At 63.3% G+C, this 18,842-nt stretch carries 15 protein-coding genes; 4 read left to right on the plus strand and 11 right to left on the minus strand.

All coding sequences use genetic code 11. The features are described from left to right. Nucleotides 1-24: 24 nt before the first annotated feature. Entirely contained in the window at nt 25-813 is a 789-nt protein-coding gene (locus ACW9UO_RS15620) for an ABC transporter permease (protein WP_457086694.1), read from the plus strand. 62 nt (nt 814-875) lie between these two features. Here ACW9UO_RS15620 and betA read toward each other — a convergent pair whose 3' ends face one another. Genes betA through betI form a run of 3 tightly spaced genes read right to left on the minus strand, consistent with a single transcriptional unit; the run spans nt 876 to nt 4,583 of the window. Beyond that, nucleotides 876-2,531 carry a choline dehydrogenase gene (betA, locus tag ACW9UO_RS15625; protein WP_457086695.1) on the minus strand — a complete coding sequence of 552 codons (1,656 nt, stop codon included), beginning with the start codon at nt 2,529-2,531 and terminating at the stop codon, nt 876-878. Between the two features lies 1 nt (nt 2,532). Further along, entirely contained in the window at nt 2,533-4,005 is a 1,473-nt protein-coding gene (gene betB, locus ACW9UO_RS15630) for a betaine-aldehyde dehydrogenase (RefSeq protein WP_457086696.1), read from the minus strand. After that, nucleotides 4,002-4,583 carry a choline-binding transcriptional repressor BetI gene (gene betI / locus ACW9UO_RS15635; protein ID WP_457086697.1) on the minus strand — a complete coding sequence of 194 codons (582 nt, stop codon included), beginning with the start codon at nt 4,581-4,583 and terminating at the stop codon, nt 4,002-4,004. The genes betB and betI overlap by 4 nt, the downstream gene beginning before the upstream one ends. A gap of 81 nt (nt 4,584-4,664) precedes the next feature. Here betI and choX point away from each other — a divergent pair, with 81 nt between their 5' ends. After that, on the plus strand, nt 4,665-5,585 hold the full coding sequence (choX, locus tag ACW9UO_RS15640; protein WP_457086698.1) for a choline ABC transporter substrate-binding protein: 921 nt from the start codon (nt 4,665-4,667) through the stop codon (nt 5,583-5,585). 59 nt (nt 5,586-5,644) lie between these two features. Here choX and ACW9UO_RS15645 read toward each other — a convergent pair whose 3' ends face one another. Next, nucleotides 5,645-6,271, minus strand: coding sequence for a glutathione S-transferase family protein (locus ACW9UO_RS15645; protein ID WP_457086699.1), 627 nt, complete (start codon nt 6,269-6,271; stop codon nt 5,645-5,647). A gap of 71 nt (nt 6,272-6,342) precedes the next feature. On the opposite strand from ACW9UO_RS15645, the gene choW reads away from it, so the two are divergent. Beyond that, entirely contained in the window at nt 6,343-7,176 is an 834-nt protein-coding gene (choW, locus tag ACW9UO_RS15650; protein WP_457086700.1) for a choline ABC transporter permease subunit, read from the plus strand. Further along, nucleotides 7,173-8,207 (plus strand): choline ABC transporter ATP-binding protein, encoded by a 1,035-nt coding sequence (gene choV, locus ACW9UO_RS15655; protein WP_457086701.1) that lies wholly within the window; start codon nt 7,173-7,175, stop codon nt 8,205-8,207. Before choW ends, choV begins: the two co-directional genes overlap by 4 nt. A gap of 155 nt (nt 8,208-8,362) precedes the next feature. On the opposite strand, the gene cysG is transcribed toward choV, so the two are convergent. The 7 genes from cysG to ACW9UO_RS15690 are packed head-to-tail and all read right to left on the minus strand — an operon-like array spanning nt 8,363 to nt 18,816. Continuing rightward, the gene (gene cysG / locus ACW9UO_RS15660; protein ID WP_457086702.1) at nt 8,363-9,763 is read right to left on the minus strand and encodes a siroheme synthase CysG; all 1,401 of its coding nucleotides are present in this window, start codon (nt 9,761-9,763) and stop codon (nt 8,363-8,365) included. Between the two features lie 37 nt (nt 9,764-9,800). Continuing rightward, nucleotides 9,801-10,757 carry a glycosyl transferase family protein gene (locus ACW9UO_RS15665; RefSeq protein WP_457086703.1) on the minus strand — a complete coding sequence of 319 codons (957 nt, stop codon included), beginning with the start codon at nt 10,755-10,757 and terminating at the stop codon, nt 9,801-9,803. Next, a complete protein-coding gene (locus ACW9UO_RS15670; RefSeq protein ID WP_457088674.1) occupies nt 10,754-13,384 on the minus strand; it encodes a molybdopterin-dependent oxidoreductase in 2,631 nt (876 codons plus the stop codon). Before ACW9UO_RS15670 ends, ACW9UO_RS15665 begins: the two co-directional genes overlap by 4 nt. After that, nucleotides 13,384-13,716 (minus strand): nitrite reductase small subunit NirD, encoded by a 333-nt coding sequence (gene nirD / locus ACW9UO_RS15675; RefSeq protein WP_457086704.1) that lies wholly within the window; start codon nt 13,714-13,716, stop codon nt 13,384-13,386. The genes ACW9UO_RS15670 and nirD overlap by 1 nt, the downstream gene beginning before the upstream one ends. Then, nucleotides 13,713-16,145 carry a nitrite reductase large subunit NirB gene (gene nirB, locus ACW9UO_RS15680; RefSeq protein ID WP_457086705.1) on the minus strand — a complete coding sequence of 811 codons (2,433 nt, stop codon included), beginning with the start codon at nt 16,143-16,145 and terminating at the stop codon, nt 13,713-13,715. Before nirB ends, nirD begins: the two co-directional genes overlap by 4 nt. 11 nt (nt 16,146-16,156) lie before the next feature. Beyond that, nucleotides 16,157-17,098, minus strand: a complete 942-nt coding sequence (locus tag ACW9UO_RS15685) for a GAF domain-containing protein (RefSeq protein WP_457086706.1) — start codon at nt 17,096-17,098, stop codon at nt 16,157-16,159. Continuing rightward, nucleotides 17,095-18,816 (minus strand): ABC transporter ATP-binding protein, encoded by a 1,722-nt coding sequence (locus ACW9UO_RS15690; RefSeq protein ID WP_457086707.1) that lies wholly within the window; start codon nt 18,814-18,816, stop codon nt 17,095-17,097. The genes ACW9UO_RS15685 and ACW9UO_RS15690 overlap by 4 nt, the downstream gene beginning before the upstream one ends. Between the last annotated feature and the right edge of the window lie 26 nt (nt 18,817-18,842).

The following is an 18,842-nucleotide window of genomic DNA, read 5'->3' on the forward strand; positions in this document are numbered from 1 at the left end:
TGCGGGGCATGGCAAAGTGACGGCATGCAGAACGACTTCCCCTCACGGCTTCACCCGGCGGCGATTCTGGCGCTTTCGCTCGCGGCGCTGGTGGCGCTGTGGCAGCTGTCGGCCTGGTGGACGGCGGACCCGACGGTGATGCCCGCCCCGGCCGAGGTTTGGCGGATCGCGGCGGAGCAGGCGAAGGATGGCGCGCTGTGGCACCATCTGGGCGCGACGCTGCGCCGGGTGGCGCTGGCCTTTGCGCTGGCGATGGGGCTGGGGGTTGTGATTGGCGTGGCGCTGGGGCTGTCGCTGCGGGCTAACCGCTGGTTTGGCGCCTGGATCGTGGTGTTTCAGACGATCCCGGCGCTGGTGGTGATTGTGCTGTGCTATCTCTGGATCGGGCTTAACGAAACCGCCGCCATTGTGGCGGTGGCGGTGAACAAGACCGCGATGGTGGCCGTGACCCTGCGCGAAGGCGTGCAGGCGATTGACCCCAAGGTGAACGATATGGCGCGGGTGTTTCGCATGGGGCGCGCGCGCTGGCTGCGCCATGTGTTGCTGCCGCAGCTTTGGCCCTATCTGGCGGGGGCGATGCGCAACGGGTTGGCGATCATCTGGAAGATTGTGCTGGTAGTGGAGTTTCTCGGTCGGTCCGACGGCATCGGCTTTCAGATCCACCTGTATTTCCAGCTGTTTGAGACCGGCTACGTGCTGGCTTATGCGCTGTCTTTCGTGGTGGTGATGCTGGCGCTGGAATATCTGGTGTTGCAGACCATCGAACGCCGCACCACCCGCTGGCGGCGGCTGAGCGCGGGACAGACAGCCTAGGCGGGACCCGATTAATCGATAAATCGGTGAAAATCCATCATGGATTTTGGTCCCGCCAAGGATCAACGTTGGGCGGTCTCCCACTGCGGGTGGATCCAGGGTTCGACGTTTTCGGCGGCCAAACGCTTGCCGAGGATGTGATCCGACACTTTCTCGCCTACCATGATCGACGGCCCGTTCAGGTTGCCATTGGTGATGCGTGGAAAGATCGAGCTGTCCGCAACCCGCAGCCCATCGACGCCGATCACCCGTGCCTCGGGGTCGACCACTGCACCGGGATCGTCCGCCGCCCCCATCCGGCAGGTGCCGCAGGGGTGATAGGCGCTTTCCACATGTTCGCGGATGAAATCGTCAAGCTCGGCGTCGCTCTGAACTGCGGCCCCGGGCTGGATCTCGTGTCCGGCGTAGGGGGCAAAGGCGTCTTGCCCGAAAATCTCACGGGTGAGGCGGATGCAGGTGCGAAAATCCTCCCAATCCTTCGAGTGGGACATATAGTTGAACTGGATGCTCGGGGCCTCGGTCGGATCAGCCGAGCGTAGCGCAACCGTGCCGCGCGAGGGCGAGCGCATCGGGCCGACATGGGCCTGAAACCCGTGGCCTTCGGCTGCGGCCTTGCCATCGTAGCGCACCGCCATCGGCAGAAAATGGTACTGAATGTCGGGATAGCGCACCCCGGCCCGCGACCGGATGAACGCCGCGCTTTCAAACTGGTTCGAAGCACCGGGGCCAGAGCGGGACAACAGCCATTGCAGCCCGACCCAGGCCTTGCCCGGCAGGTTCCAGTATTTGAACAGCGAGATCGGCTGGGTCGCGGCCATCTGCACGTAAAGCTCCAGGTGGTCCTGCAAATTCCGCCCCACGCCGGGCCGATTGGCCACCACATCAATGCCAAGCGCCGACAGATGCGCGCCGGGGCCGATGCCCGACAGCATCAGAAGCTTGGGCGAGTTGATCGCGGAGGCGGCGATGATGACCTCACGTTCGGCATGGATGACTTCTTGCGCACCGCGCCGTTGCAGCTCCACCCCCGTGGCGCGCCCATTTTCGATCACCACGCGCGATGCCAGCCCTCGCACCACGGTGCACAGCCCGGTCGCGCGCGCCGGTTTGAGATAGGCCAAAGCCGCCGACCACCGCTCGCCCTTGTGGATGGTGCTGTCCATCGGGCCAAAGCCCTCTTGCTGCGCGCCATTGTAATCGTCGGTGGTTTCATACCCCGCCTGACGCCCGGCCTCGACAAAGGCCTTGACCAGCGGGTTGCTGCGACTGCCCCGGCTGACATGCAGCGGGCCGTCTGTCCCGCGCCGCTCGGGGTCGCCGCCATGGCCGCTGGCGTGCCAGTTCTCCATGCGCCGGTAATAGGGCAGCACATCCGCACCGCTCCACCCCGCAGCGCCTTGGCTGGCCCAGTGATCGAAATCCTCGGAATGCCCGCGCACATAGACCATGCCGTTGATCGACGACGATCCGCCAATCACCTTGCCGCGCGGACAGGCCAGACGGCGGCCCCCGAGATACGGCTCAGGCTCGGACTGAAAGCCCCAATCATAGCGCTTCATGTTCATCGGATAGCTCAGCGCGCCCGGCATGCGGATGAACGGCCCCGCGTCGGTGCCGCCGTATTCGATAACAATCACCGAATGGCCGGCTTCGGTCAGACGGTACGCCATGGCGCAACCGGCCGAGCCTGCGCCAACGATGACATATTCGGCTTTCATATCAGAACGGTGCCTCGATTTGCGACATGCGGACAAAGACCGATTTGAGCTGGGAGTAGTGCTCGATCGCGGCCTTGGCATTTTCGCGCCCGACGCCCGACATCTTGGACCCGCCAAAGGGCACCTCGACAGGGGCGTCGTTGTAGGAATTGATGAAACAGCTGCCCGCCTCAAGCTGGCGGATCACACGGTGGGCGCGGGTGATGTTGGTGGTGAACACCCCGGCAGAGAGGCCAAATTCGGTGGCATTGCCACGGGTGATCGCCTCGGCTTCATCGTCGAATTTCAGCACCGAGAGGACCGGGCCGAAAATCTCTTCGCGCGCGATGGTCATGTCGTCGGTGACATCGGCAAACACCGTGGGCGCGACCCAGAAACCGGGGCCGTCCATCGCCGTGCCGCCGGTGACAAGGCGCGCGCCTTCGGCTTTGCCTTTTTCGATGTATCCCAGCACCTTGTCACGCTGATCGGCGCTGACCAGTGGGCCAAAGTTCACCTCGGAATTCATCGGATCGCCGGTTTTCACGCCCTTCAAACGCTCGGCCAGACGCGCCACAAAGGCGTCGTAAATCCCGGCTTGCACAAAGACCCGGGTGCCGTTGGAACAGACTTGGCCGGAAGAATAGAAGTTGGCGAGGATCGCGCCCGATACCGCATCCTCCAGCACCGCGTCGTCAAAGATCAGCAGCGGGGATTTGCCGCCCAATTCCATCGTCACGTTCTTGATGCCCGCGGCGGCCGCGGCGTAAACCTTGCGGCCCGTCGGCACCGATCCGGTGAGGGATACCTTGGCGATCCGAGGATCGGAGATCAGCTTTGCACCCACATCGCCGCGCCCTTGGATCACGTTGAACAGGCCCGGAGGCGCACCGGCCTCGACCAGAATTTCCGCCACTTTCAACGCGCAGAGCGTGGTGGTTTCCGACGGTTTGAACACCATTGCATTGCCGCAGGCCAGCGCCGGGGCGGCCTTCCAGCAGGCGATCTGGGTGGGGTAATTCCATGCCCCGATCCCGGCGCACACGCCCAAAGCCTCGCGCACGGTATAGGCCCAGTCTTCGCCCAACTGGATGTGTTCGCCGGTCAAAGACCCGGCCAAACCGCCGAAATATTCCAAAGCGTCGGCCCCAGAGGTGGCATCCACCAGCGAGGTTTCCTGATAGGGCTTTCCGGTGTCGAGCGTCTCAAGCTGGCTTAGCTCATGATTGCGTTCGCGCATGATGTCGGCGGCCCGGCGCAGCACCCGGCCACGTTCGGTGCCAGAGCGCGCGGCCCAGTCTTTTTGCGCGACAACCGCCGCCGCGATGGCCTGTTCCACGATGCTGTCAGTGGCCCCGTGGACAGTGGCAATGCGCTCGCCGGTGAAGGGATACACCACGTCGATGGCGTCGCCAGAGGCGTCTTCGATGTAGTAACCGCCAACGAAGTGGCTGGCTTTCGGCTGTGCTTCGGGGTGGGTGTCGGGCAGGCTCATTGTGCCGTTCCTTTCAGTTCAATCTCGATGTGGGCCATGGCAATCTCGGCAGCATGGCGGTGTTTGGTTTCGCTCGGGTTAAGCCCCTCGCGCAGGTAAAGCCCGTCGATCAGGGCCGCCAAACGCTCGGCGGCGGCCTCGGGGTCGGGCACAAGCGGGCGCAGCGCGTGGCGCAGGTTGGACCGCAACCGCCGCTGATAGATCGACAACAGGCGCGCGGCCTCGGGCGACGACAGCGCCAGCGCGTAGAAGTTCATCCAGGCCGCCACCACCGCAGGGCGAAAGTTTTCCTCGGAAAACCCCGATCCGACGATGGCAACAAGCCGCGCTTTGGCATCCGTGGCGTTGCGCAGGGCGGCGCGGGTGTCGCGGCCATAGGTCTTGAGGATATGGGTCATCGTGGCAAGAAAGATCTGGGTCTTGCCGCCGAAGTAGTGATGCGCCAACCCCGAAGAGACACCCGCCCGGCGCGCGATTGCCGACACCGTAATATCAAGCGTGCCCTTGGCTCCGATCTCGGCAATAGTCGCCAGTATTAAAGCCTCGCGGCGGATCGGCTCCATTCCGACTTTGGGCATTGGTCGCTCCGGTGTTGCGGTTTTAGAAACATATGTTATTGATTGACTGGTCAGTCAACAAAAAACGGGGAGTGCGACGACATGAAACTCAAGATGACGGCATCGGTGCTGGCGCTTGGCCTTGCGGGGCCGGTATTCGCGGATTGCGAAGAAGTGAACTTTGCGGATGTCGGTTGGACCGATATCACCGCCACCACCGCCGCCACGACAACCATCCTTCAGGCGCTGGGCTATGAGACCGATATCAAGGTGCTCTCGGTGCCGGTGACGTATACCTCGCTCGCGAAGGGCGACATCGACGTATTCCTTGGCAACTGGATGCCAACGATGGAGGCCGACATCGCGCCTTATCGTGAGGCCGGTACGGTTGACACCGTGCGCACCAATCTGGAAGGCGCGAAATATACGCTGGCCGTCAACAAGGTGGCCGCCGATCTAGGGATCGCGGATTTTGCCGACATCGCCACCCATATGGATGCGCTTGAAGGCGAGATTTACGGCATCGAAGCGGGCAATGATGGCAACCGTCTGATCCTGTCGATGATCGAGGAAAACGCCTTTGGTCTCGACGGTTTTGAAGTTGTCGAAAGCTCCGAACAGGGGATGCTGGCTCAGGTGGCGCGCGCCGATCGCCGGGGCGAGCCGGTGGTGTTTCTGGGCTGGGAACCGCACCCGATGAACGCCAACTTCGAGATGTCTTACCTGACCGGTGGCGACGATTACTTTGGCCCCAATCTGGGCGGCGCAACCGTGCACACCAACACCTCGGCTGGCTATGTCGATGCCTGCCCGAACGTGGGTAAGCTGTTGAACAATCTCGAATTCACGCTTGCGATGGAAAACGAGATCATGGCGGCAATCCTCGACGATGGCGAAGCGCCGGAAGACGCGGCCAAGGCATGGCTCTCGGCCAATATGGGCGCACTTGACGGCTGGCTTGACGGTGTGACCACCAAAGACGGTGGTGATGCAATGGCGGCTGTGAAAGCCTCGCTGGAGTGATTTCCACGCGATCCAGAAGAAAGGCCCCCGCCGGGTGGTGGGGGCCTGCGACCTGTGCGTCATTCGGGCTTGGGCATCACGGCATTGTCCATCTCGGTGGCGCGCATATGCGCCGGGCGGCTGGTCAGCCGCTTGGCGTAATCGGCAAAGCCCGGACGCTCGGGCAGGGTGGCGAATTGCAGCCCAAAGATGATTTGAGCGCCGACATAGACATCCGCCGCAGTGAACCGCGCGCCTGTCACATAGTCGCGCCCATCGGCCAGCAGCCCGGCCAGCGCATCGGCAACATTGTCGAGACTGCCATACCCCGCACGGCCACGCGCCTCGGGGGTGTCGGGCAGATCAAAGCCAAACGCAGCATTGGTGATCGCCGCCTCGCCGGGACCGGCGGCAAAGAACATCCAGCGGTAAAAATCGGCGCGCTCGGTGTCGTTGGGCGCAAGCCCCGCTTCGGGGAAAGCCATAGCCAGATAGGCACAGATCGCCGCCGCCTCGGTAACGCTGCGGCCCTTGTGCTGGATCGCGGGCACCTTGCCCATCGGGTTGATCGCCAGATACGCGGGCGATTTCATCTCGGGGCCATAGGCCAGGATGCGCGTCTCATACGGCGCTCCGATCTCTTCCAGCATCCAGCGGACAATGCGCCCGCGCGACATCGGGTTGGTGTAGAAAATCAACTCACTCATCGGAACTTCTCCTGCGGAAACGAGGCAAGAGTGACATCACATGACACAACAGGCAATCAAGGACATCGCGCATGGACTGGCTGACCGATAACAAGATCCCCGTGGGCAAAAGCGCCGCTTGGGTGTTCGATTTGATGCAAACCTATGGCGCGTGGTTTTTCGACGGCATGTCGGATGGTTTGGACGCGATGATCGAGGGTATTCTCTGGGTGCTGCAATCGCCGCATCCGCTTATCATCATTGCGTTTTTCGCCGGGTTGACCTGGGTGTTGCAGCGCAATTGGAAGGTCGTGGCCTTTGTGGTTCTCGGCTTCCTGTTCATCCTCAACCAAGGCTATTGGGAGGAAACCACCGAGAGCCTGACGCTGGTGCTGTCGGCCTGTGTGGTTTGCATGGGGATCGGTGTGCCGGTGGGCATCGCGGTGGCGCACAGGCCCCGGCTTTATGCCTGGATGCGGCCGGTGCTGGATCTGATGCAAACCTTGCCAACCTTCGTCTATCTCATTCCCGCGATTGTGTTTTTCGGCATCGGCATGGTGCCGGGCCTGATCGCCACGGTGATCTTTGTGGTGCCCGCGCCGATCCGGCTGACCCACCTTGGGGTGACCTCCACACCGGATTCCCTGCTGGAAGCGGCGGATGCCTTTGGCGCGACGGGCCGGCAAAAGCTGCTCAAGGTCGAGCTGCCCTATGCCTTTCCCCAGATCATGGCCGGGCTGAACCAGACGATCATGCTGTCGCTGTCGATGGTGGTGATTGCTGCGCTGGTGGGGGCCGATGGGCTTGGCGTGCCGGTGGTGCGCGCACTCAATCAGGTGAACACGTCATTGGGGTTTGAGAGCGGCTTTGTCATCGTCGTTGTTGCCATCATGTTGGACCGTATGCTGAGGGTGGACCGCAAATGAACGCCGTAGAATTTGATAACGTTTCCATCGTCTTTGGCTCACGGCCCGACGAGGCGCTGCCGCTGATGGACAAGGGCATGCAACGGGCCGAAATCCAGACCCAGACCAGTCAGGTTCTGGGCGTGCACAACTGCAAGATCGACGTCAAGGAAGGCGAGATCCTTGTGCTGATGGGCCTGTCCGGGTCCGGCAAGTCGACACTGCTACGCGCGGTCAACGGGCTAAACCCGGTGGTGCGCGGCGCAGTGCGGGTGCGCTGCAATGACGAAATGGTCGATGTCACCCACGCCGACGCCAAAACCCTGCGCAATGTGCGGCTGAACCATGTGGCGATGGTGTTTCAGCAATTCGGCCTGCTGCCGTGGCGCACCGTGCGCGACAATGTGGTGCTAGGGCTGGAACTGGGCGGCATGAAGCGCGAAGAGCGCAATGCCCGCGCCGAAGAAGAGCTGGCGCTGGTCGGCCTGTCGGACTGGGCCGACCGCAAGCTGGGCGAGCTTTCGGGCGGCATGCAGCAGCGCGTCGGGCTGGCACGCGCCTTTGCCACCAAGGCTCCGGTTTTGCTGATGGACGAGCCGTTTTCCGCGCTCGATCCGCTGATCCGCACCCGGCTTCAGGACGAGTTGCTCGACCTGCAAGAGCGGCTGAACCGGACGATCATCTTTGTGAGCCACGACCTCGACGAGGCCTTCAAGATCGGCGACCGCATCGCCATCATGGAAGGCGGGCGGATTGTGCAATGCGGCACCCCGCGCGAGATTTTCTCAAATCCGGCGACGGAGTATGTGGCGGAATTCGTGGCGCATATGAACCCGCTCGGCGTGCTCTGTGCGCAAGACATGATGGTGCCGGGCCAGCCAGACGCGCAGGCAGGCGGGCCAGAAGTTGGCCCCGAAACCCCGATCAACGATCTGGTGCCGATGTTCTCGGACGAGGTGCAGGAAATCGCCGTGGCCGCCGATGGCCAACCCTTGGGCGTCGTCACCCGCGACACGCTCCTGCAACGCCTCGCCCAAACGATCCCGGACTAACCCTCAAATACCCTCTCCCAAAGGCTTCTTCTGTTTGAAAATACCTTGGGGGAGGGCTGAAAGCCCGGGGGCAAAGCCCCCAAGACCTTACTGCGGGCAAAGCCCCCAATCTTACCTGCGGGCAAAGGCCCTAAGCTTACCTGTGGGCAAAACCTCTACGCCGAAAGCGCCATCCGCGGCAGGCCATACCCCGCCACAGCGCCGGTCTTCGGCCATGTGACCAACATCGTGGCCACTCCCTGAACGCTCGCCGTTTGCAAAGTTTCGGTCAGCGTGTCGAGCGTGCAATCGAAATGACGTTCCCCCGGCTTTGACACCTCAACCGCCACACACACCCGCGCCGTGCCGGGCATGCCGCGCGCGCGCAGCCCCGCCACGATCCGCGCCGATTGCCGCACGCCCATGTAAAGCGCCAGCGTCGTGCCCGGCGCGGCGTGGCGGGCGCAATCGGGCAGGGCGTCGCCCTCGCGGCAGGTGCCGGTGGTCAGGATCAGCGTGTCCGACACGCCGCGCTCGGTCAACGACCGGCCGGTGCTGGCGGCGGCGGCAAAGGCGGCAGTGACGCCGGGCACGATCTCAACCGGAATGCCCGCGCCGCCCGCCGCTTCGATCTCTTCTGTCGCGCGGCCAAAGATGCCGGGATCGCCGGATTTGAGCCGCACCACCCGCTGCCCCTTCAAAGCCGCCGCCACGATCACCGCGTTGATCCGCTCCTGTGGCCAGGCATGCGCGCCGACAACCTTGCCAACATACACCCGCTCTGCATCGCGGCGGGCCAGTTCAAGGATCTCTTCGTCGACCAGCCGGTCATAGAAAATCACATCCGCTTCCTGCATCCGCTGCACCGCGCGCAGGGTCAAAAGATCACGCGCACCGGGGCCAGCCCCGACCAAAGCGATGGAGCCGCTTGCCTCTGCATCCGGCGCGCGGCCTGCGGCAATCGCAGATTTCAGCGCATTCGCTGCCTCGCGTTCGGCACCACGGGTCCAGGCTTTGCGCGGTGCCTCGGCAAATACCCAACGCCAAAAGGCGCGGCGTTGCTCTTGCGGCACGCGCTGCGCCACAGCGGCGCGCATCCGCCCGGCAAAGGCCGCCAGACCGCCAAGATTGGGTGCGAGCATTTGCTCAACTTGCGTCTTGATCTGGCGGGCCAAAACCGGGGCCGTTCCTTCGGTGCCAATCGCCACCACAACCGGGTCACGGTCCACCAGCGAGGGCGTTGTCAGGTCACACAGATCCGGCCGGTCGACCACATTCACCGCGCATCCGCCCGCTTTGGCCACGCCGTGCAACGCGCTGTCCAACCCCGGACACCCCGTGGCGATAAAGCCCATCGCCGCCCCTTCAAACAGCGTCGCCGTGATTGGCCCGCCGTGATGGGTGGCGCGGCCTTCGTCCACCAGCGCCTGCAATTCGGGGTCCAGCTCGGGCGCGGCCAGCACGATCTGCGCGTCGGTTTTCAGCATCAGCCGCGCCTTTTGCGCTGCCTGTTCGCCGCCGCCCGCAATGACCACGCGACGTCCGGTGGTGCGGATGAACATGGGAAAGCTTTTCATGTCAGTCTCCTTCAGGCGGCCAGTTCAAGCGGCCAGTTCATGCAGCCAGTGCCGTGTTACGTTTGGCCCAGAGTTGGCCTGCCATTTCTTCGGGGTGCGCATGGCCGAGCGTGTCGAGCGCCAGTGCGGCGGTGCCGATCACAATCGCTTCGGCAAACGGATCGTCGAGGTCGCCAGCCCAAAGCGCGGCAAGGCGGGTGGGATCATCGGTGCCATCGTCAAGCCTGCGGGTGTCAGCGATCAAGGCGGCGGCGGTGCTCTGCCAATGATCGCCGTTGCGCAGGCCATAGGTGGCGATGTCCTTTGCGACATGGCGTTCAAATTCGCCGCCGCCGCCCTTGATCACGGTCTGGCTTTTCAGTCCGAGCAACTGCGCCGCCTGGCTCTGCAATCCGCGATACGACGGGTGGAACACGCCTTGCACGCTGGCCTCGGCATTGCCGGGATTGAACATGCGGCAGACGGTGTTGACGCAAGAGCGCAGGCCAAACGTATCGCGCAGTTTCAGCAACTTAAACAACGGCGGCGAGAGCTGTTCCAGCGGCAGATAGACGACGCCGGTGCCCCGCAACGCGGCCTCAACCTCACTCGCATCGTTCAGCCTCGCAATGCCCGCCGCGTCCAGCCCGGCCCGCACCGCGCCGTCCGAACCGTTGAAACCGTGCAGCAGAACCGTGTGCCCGGCCCGCGCCACCAGCCGCGTCGACAACAGGAACCACGGCAGCCCGCGTGTGCGCCCGGCGGCATATGACGGCCAGTCGAGATCGGGGCGGGGCAGGGGCGGCAAGGACTTCGCGGCGGCGCGGGCAAAGCCTGCGATTTCCTCCGGCGTTTCGCCCTTCATCCGCAACAGCATCAACAGCGCACCGGTTGCCTCGGGCGCGGACTCACCCGACAGCATCAGCGCCATCGCGGCCTGCGCCTCATCCAAAGTCAAAGACCGCGACCGGCCGGGGCCACGGCCCAGAATGCGCACATAAGGAGCAAGGCTCATTCTGCTGCCTCGCGGGTGTCGAACCGGGCCAAAAGATCGGCCAGTTCCGGTTTGCACGAGCCGCAATTGGTGCCCGCGCCGAGGGCTGCGCCAATCGCCTCGACGCTGATCAACCCTTGGGTTTCGATCGCACTCAGGATGGTGTTCACCCCGACTGAAAAGCACGAACACAGCACCGGGCCGGGATCGGGCTGGTCGGCGGCGGTGACCCCGGTCAGCACATAAGGCGCGTCGGCACCGGGCAGGGTGGTGAGGTAGTCGCGCATCACCGCAACCGGGCTGGGCGCGATGAACAGCGCGGCCAAGAGCGTGCCATTTTGGTAGAAGGCAAGCCGGGCAACGCCGCGTTGCAGGTCGATCACCGATGTGACCTCGGCGCTGTCGAGCCCAAACAAAGCGCGGGCCTTGGCCTCCCAATCGGTGACTTTGTCGGTCCCGGCCAGTTCGGCGCGGTATCCGGTGGTGGTGCGGGCGCGGGCCCAATAGGCGCACTCCGGCGTTATCGCACTGGCAGACACCGCAAAGCCGTACCATTCGGCCTCAAGCTTTTCGATGGCAACGACGCTGGCCTTGCTTTCGGGTTGGCCCGACACCGGATCAACCACGGGCGCAACCAGCGCATCAATCCGGGCGGAGGGGGCGGTTTCGCCGGTCCAGTGCATCGGGGCAAACACATCGCCCTTGCGCACATCGGCGGTGATCCGGGCGCGCAGAATGCCACTGCCATGCGGGCTTGTGAGTGTGACCAGATCGGCCGCGCCCAGCCCGAGTTCGGCGGCATCCGCCGGGTGGATGTCGAGAAACGGCTCGGCCAGATGCGCCGACAGCCGGGGGCTCAGGGCGGTGCGGGTCATGGTGTGCCACTGGTCGCGGATGCGCCCGGTGTTGAGCCGGAAGGGAAAGCGCGGCGCGGTGCGCGCCTCGGGCGGGCGGTGGCGCAGGGGCAGCATCTTGGCGCGGCCATCTTCGTGAAAGAACTTGCCATCGGCAAAGAACCGGCCACCCTGACGGCGGATGGTCAGTGGCCAGCGCGCGGGGGCAAGCGCGTCATATTCCGCGTCCTCAAGGCCACGCAGGGCCGAAATGTCAAAGTCACGCCCGAAGTACCCGGCGATGCCCGAGAGTGCGGCGTATTCGCGGAAAATCTCGGCCGGGGTCTCGTAATCAAACGCCTCGCGCCAGCCCATGCGGCGGCCCACGTCGGCCAGAATATCCCAATCGGCGCGCGCCATGCCGGGGGCAGGCAGAACGCTGCGCTGGCGGCTGATGGTGCGGTCAGAGTTGGTGACGGTGCCGGATTTCTCGGCCCATGCGGTGGCGGGCAACAGCACGTCGGCCAGCCGGGCGGTATCGGTCTCGGCGGTGATGTCGGAGACCACCGTAAAGTCGCAGCCCTTGATCGCGTCGCGCACGCGGTTGGCATCGGGCAGGGTGACGGCGGGGTTGGTGTGGATGATCCACAGCGCCTTGATCCGGCCATCCGCCACGGCTTCGAACATGTCGACGGCCTTGAGCCCCGGAGCCTCGGGCATGGCGGGGGCCTGCCAAAAGCCGCGCACCGCGCTGCGGTGGCTGGGGTTTTCAAGATCGAGGTGGCAGGCGAGCATATTGGCCAAACCGCCCACCTCGCGCCCGCCCATCGCATTGGGTTGTCCGGTCACGCTGAACGGGCCAGAGCCGGGCTTGCCGACGCGGCCGGTGGCAAGGTGGCAATTGATAATCGCGTTGACCTTGTCAGCCCCGGCGCTGGATTGATTGACGCCTTGGCTGAACACGGTCACGACCTTTTCGGTCCTGAGCCACAGCTGGCAAAAGGCGCGAATTTCGGCGTCGCTTAGTCCGGTGACAGCCGCGTTGTCGGCATAGGCCGACCGGAGCGCCGCGTCAAAACCATCGACAGAGCGCAGGTAATCCTTGTCAAAGGCACCGCCTTCGTAAATCTCAACCAGCAGCCGATTGAACAGCGCGACGTCACTGCCGGGGGCCAAAGCAAGGTGCATATCAGCGCTGTCACAGCTTGCCGTGCGGCGCGGATCGATCACGATGATCCGTGTGCCACGGCGCGCGCGGGCGGCCAGCAGACGCTGGTACAACACCGGGTGGCACCACGCCAGGTTTGACCCGACCAGCACCACGAGATCGGCGTCGTCGAGGTCTTCGTAGGTGCCGGGCACGGTGTCACTGCCAAAGGCGCGTTTCTGGCCAGCCACAGTTGAGGCCATGCAAAGCCTTGAATTCGTGTCGATATTGGCCGAACCGATGAAGCCTTTCATCAGCTTGTTGGCGACGTAGTAATCCTCGGTCAGCAATTGCCCCGAGACATAAAACGCCACCGAATCCGGCCCGTGACGGGCAATGGTATCGCTGAACCGCTTGGCCACCAGACCAAGAGCGCGGTCCCAATCGGTGTCCTGCCCGCTGATCTGCGGGGCCAGAAGCCGCGCCTCATGCCCTACGGTTTCGCCCAGCGCCGCGCCTTTGGAACACAGCCGGCCAAAGTTGGCGGGGTGGTCCGGATCGCCTCGCACGTCCAGACCGCCCGCTCCATCCGGGCTTAGAATGACGCCACATCCCACGCCACAATAGGGGCATGTTGATTTCGTCTCACATGCGCCCCGGTCGGTCATCACGCGGCACTCCTTTGCGCAAGCTTCGTGGTGTCGATCAGGATGCGCCCCGCCTCGACCCGCACCGGATAGGTCGCGATGCGGCCCGCGTCTGCGCCCTGGGCCTCGCCGGTATTAAGGTCAAACACCCAGTTGTGCAGCGGGCAGGTGATGGATTGCCCGTGTACGATGCCGTGGTTCAGCGGCCCGCCTTTGTGCGGACAGCGGTCAGAAGTGGCGAACACCTCGGCCACATCGGTGCGGAACAGCGCCACACAGCCCACCTTGGTCTTGATCACGCGCGCGCCGCGCAGGGGGATGTCGTCGATTTGTCCGATATCGAGCCAGTTCATTCCGCAGCCTCCAGAGTAAGATCGGCAAGGGGGGTGTATTGCTCGGCCTTTTTGGTGACCTCCACTTCCCACGGGTCCTTGCGATAGATTGATTGCGACAGTTCAAAGCGTTCGATCAGGGCGGCGCGTTCGTCGAGATCGTCAACCACGCGCTCCTTGACCCAGTCGAGCCCGACTTTGGCGACCCATTTGTACGGCCGATCCAGATACTTGGCGTTCTCGCGGTAGATCTGCATAAAGGCCGCCGCCAGATCGAGCGCTTCCTGTTCGGTGGCCACATCCGCCAGCCGTTCGGTTTCCTTCAGGTCCATGCCTGCCGCGCCCGCGACGCCGATCTGATAGCCACTATCGACACAGATCACACCGATGTCCTTGCAGGTCGCCTCGGCACAGTTGCGCGGACAGCCCGACACCGCGAGCTTGACCTTATGCGGCGTCCACGACCCCCAGAGCCGTTTCTCCAGCTTGATGCCAAGGCCGGTGGAATCCTGCGTGCCAAAGCGGCAGTGATCCTTGCCAACGCAGGTTTTCACCGTGCGCAGACCCTTGGCATAGGCATGGCCCGACACCATGCCAGCGGCGTTGAGATCGGCCCAGATTGCGGGCAGGTCTTCGCCTTTGACGCCCAAAAGGTCGATCCGCTGGCCGCCGGTGACATGCACGGTCGGCACCTTGTATTTGTCGGCGGCATCGGCAATCGCGCGCAGTTCGTTCGGCGTGGTCATGCCGCCAAACATCCGAGGCACAACCGAGAATGTGCCATCTTTCTGGATGTTTGCGTGTTTGCGTTCGTTGATAAAGCGGCTTTGCGGATCGTCCTGATACTCGACCGGCCAATCGGCCAGCAGGTAATAGTTGATCGCGGGGCGGCACACATGACAGCCGTTGGGCGAGGTCCAGCCCAGCTCTTGCCAGACCGCAGGTTGCGATTTCAGCTCTTTGGTCTTGATCAAAAGCCGCACATCTTCGTGGCTGAGATCGGTACAGCCACAGATGTTCTGCGTCGCGGGCATCTGGAAACTGTCGCCCAGCGTGACCTGAAGCACCTGCTCGACCAGCCCGGTGCATGTCCCGCAAGAGGCGCTGGCCTTGGTGCTGGCCTTTACTGCGCCCAGATCGGTGGCACCGCCTTCGATCGCCTGCACGATGGTGCCTTTGCAAACGCCGTTACAGCCGCAAATCTCCGCATCAAGCGGCAATGCTGCAACGGCTGAGAGAGGGTCCACCGAGGCACCTCCCTGGTAGCTCGGGCCAAAGATCAGCGTTTCGCGCATCTCGTCGATGTTGGTGCCGTCTTTGATCATGCCAAAGAACCAGTTGCCGTCGGCGGTGTCGCCGTACATCACCGCGCCAACCAGCTTGTCGTCTTCGATCACCAGCCGTTTGTAGACGCCGCGCGCCGGGTCGCGGAACACGATGTCTTCGCGGTTGTCACCATCGGCAAAGTCACCGGCGGAAAACAGATCGCAGCCCGTCACCTTGAGCTTGGTCGACAGCTCCTTGGGGATGAAAACGCCGGGTTGAGCAAGCAGCGTGGCGGCGACAACCTTGGCTTGGTCATACAGCGGCGCGACGAGGCCAAAGAGCTGCCCGTCGAATTCCACACATTCCCCAACCGCAAGGATATCGGGGTCCGAGGTCTGCAATTGCGCGTTCACATCGATGCCGCGATTGACCTCGAGATGGGCGTCATTCGCCAGCCGGGTTTCGGGGCGGATGCCGACAGCCATCACCACCAAATCGGCGGGCAATGTTTCGCCATCGTCAAGCAGAACCGCCTCGACACGCCCATCGCCAAGGATCGCCTTGGTCGAAGCTTGGGTCTTGATGGTGATGCCGCGGCGTTCAAGATCCTTGCGCAGCAGATAGCCCGCTGCGGGGTCAAGCTGGCGGTCCATCAGGTGGCCCATCAGGTGCAGAACGGTCACTTCCATGCCGCGCTGGGCCAAGCCCGCCGCCGCCTCGAGACCAAGCAAGCCGCCGCCGATCACCACGGCGCTGCCGCCTTTGCCCGAGGCTTCGATCATCGCGTTGGTGTCATCAAGATCGCGGTAGGTGATCACGCCGGGCAGGTCTTTGCCCGGAACCGGGATGATGAACGGCGCAGAGCCGGTGCCAAACAGCAGCTTGTCATACGGCACTTCGCCGGTCTCACCGATCACAACTTTGCGGTCGCGGTCGATGCCAACCACCGATTCACCAAAGCGGCAAGTGACGTTGTTCTCGGCGTACCAAGTCTCGTCATGGGTGACGATCTCGGCATAGCTTTTCTCGCCCGACAGCACGGGCGACAGCATGATGCGGTTATAGTTGCCACGCGGTTCGGCGTTGAACAGAGTGACCTCATAGGCCTCGGGGTCGGTTTCGAACAGATGCTCCAGCACCCGGCCGGACGCCATACCAGCGCCAATAACGACGAGCTTTTTCATGTCGTTTCCTTTCAGGAATACCAGGCGACGATGTGGGAGAGTTCGCCTTTGGAATGGATCGGGACGGCAACGATTTCGCGGTTGCCGGCAGCAATGCTTGGGGTGCCGTGTTCGACCACCGGCAACCCGGTGCCGAGCGCGCGGCCAATCAGCCCCTGCCATGCGGCGACCTTGCGCGGCTCTTCCGCCTCGCCGGTCCAAAGCGGGCCTTCCTTGGCGCAGATGCCGTCGATCAGCACTGCGCTGTTGGTCTTGCCGACCTTGGCGGCGCGTGCATCCCAGATTTCAAATCGCCGCGCGATGGGGGTGCCGCGCGCTGACAGCAGGGTGAGGATATAGGTCTCATCCCCCGGCACCGGGATCGGCAGTCCGAGGCCCGTGGTCAGCCCCGCCTTGCCCGCGCTTTCGGACCGGACAAAGGCATAGCCCTGGCCAAGATCGCGCATCAGGATCGGGGTGTTCGAGGCCCAGACACCGCCGGGCAGGCCCTGACCACGGGGGAACTGCGTATGCTTTGAGACGAATTCGAAATGTTTCGCCGCGCCGTAATAGCCGTCGTCGAGCGTCAAAAGGCTGTCCGCGCCTTTCCACGATTCAATCGCGCCAATGCGGTCTTCGCTGTCACCACACAGCACCACCAGCACCGATTTCAACGTCTCGCCGTCAAACAGCGGCACCGCGACGGCACTGGTCAGACCGGCCTTTTTAGCAGCCTCGGCGCGCAGGAAGGTCGCCGGGTCAAAGCCTTTGAACACCACCGGGCGCGCCTCGGCCCAGGCCTTGCCGGGCAGGCCTTCGCCCTTTTCAAAGCTGGTCTTGCCCGAGGCTTTTGCGAAGTCGTCAAGGTCGCCGTAGTTGCCCCCGGCGAGCACCAGTTTGCCATCTTCGGGCACCCAATATTCGGTGACCTGAATAAAGGTCCGGGCGTCTTGTTCGATCAGCGCATCCATCATGCGGCCTCCTTCTTATCGGGTGTGCCGGGCGTGGTCTGGGGCGCGGCGGCCTCTGCCTTGGCAGTGTCGGATTTGCCGGTCGCGCCGTGTTCGTACTCCTCAAGGAAGCTCAGAACCTGATCGCGGTAGGCATAGTAATCGGGGTGCTCAAGCAGCGCTTTGCGGGTGCGCGGGCGGGGCAGATCGACGTTGACGATGCGGCCGATTGTGGCCTGCGGGCCGTTGGTCATCATCACCACGCGGTCGGCCAACAGGATCGCCTCATCCACATCATGGGTGACGCAAACGGCGGTCACTTTGGTCCGGCTCCAGACCTCCATCAGCACCTCTTGCAGCTCCCACCGGGTGAGGCTGTCGAGCATGCCAAACGGCTCATCAAGCAGCAGCAGTTTGGGCGACAGCGCAAAGGCGCGCGCAATGCCGACCCGCTGTTTCATGCCGTTGGACATGTCATTGGCCGAGCGGTCCATCGCATCGGCCAGACCGACCCGTTCGAGGTAGTATTCCACCACATCCTGACGCTCGGCCTGCGACGCTTTCGGGTACACCTTGTCGACGCCGATGGCGCAGTTCTCCCGCGCACTCAGCCACGGAAACAGGTTGGGCGACTGGAACACCACCGCGCGCTCGGGATCAGCGCCCTGAACGTGATAGCCATCCAGTCGGATCGCGCCTTTGGAGATGCTGTTGAGCCCAGCGGCCATGGTCAGCACGGTGGATTTGCCACAGCCCGAGTGCCCGATCAGCGAGATGAACTCGCCCCGGTTCACCTTGAGGTCGAAATCTTCGACCACGGTCAGCGGGCCTTTGGGGGTGGGGTAGATCTTGTGCAGTTGGGAAAAGTCGAGGAACCGGTCCTCGATCATGCCGTCCTGCGCGTCTTTGACGGCCTTTGGCACGCCATGCACCGGCGTCACGCTGGGCAGGATGCGGCTGCCTTCGACCTTGGATTCAATGCCCACGTCCATCAGGTAGGTGGTGACTTTCGCGCGCAACGCTTTGAACCCGTCGTGGTGGTTCATCTCGGTGCGTTCACGCGGGCGGGGGATGTCGACGCGGAATTCGTCGCCCAGCGTGCCGTCGGGGTTAAGCGGAATGATCCGGTCGGCCAACATGATCGCTTCGTCGACGTCATTGGTGATCAGCACGCAGGTCTTTTTGTCCGCGTCCCAGATTGCCTCGATCTCATCGGCCAGGTTGGCACGGGTCAGCGCATCAAGCGCTGACAGCGGCTCATCAAGCAGAAGGACCTCGGGGTTCATCGCCAGCGCCCGCGCCACATTGACCCGCTGGCGCATCCCGCCAGACAGTTCGGCAGGGCGGCGGTGGGTGGCATGCGCCAGCCCGACCATCTTGATGTAATGCGCGGCTTTTTCGGCCTTTTCCGCCTTGGGCATGCCGGGGAAGATCGTATCAACCGCCAGCATCACATTGCCCTGCACCGTCAGCCAGGGCATCAGCGAATAGTTCTGAAAGATCACGCCACGTTCGGGGCCGGGGCCGGTGATTGTCTTGCCCTTGAAGGTGACGCTGCCCTTGGTCGGGGTGTCGAGCCCGGCCATCAGGTTGATCAGCGTCGTCTTGCCGGTGCCCGAAAAGCCCAGAAGCACGAGGAACTCGCCTTCTTGCACATCAAGGTTAATGTTCTGCAAAACCGGGGTGGCCTCGGTGCCTTCTCCGAAGCTTTTGGAGACATTGTCGAACTTGAGAATACTCATCTGTTATCCTTTCTGGCGCTACCGCC

Source organism: Marinovum sedimenti, assembly GCF_054052205.1.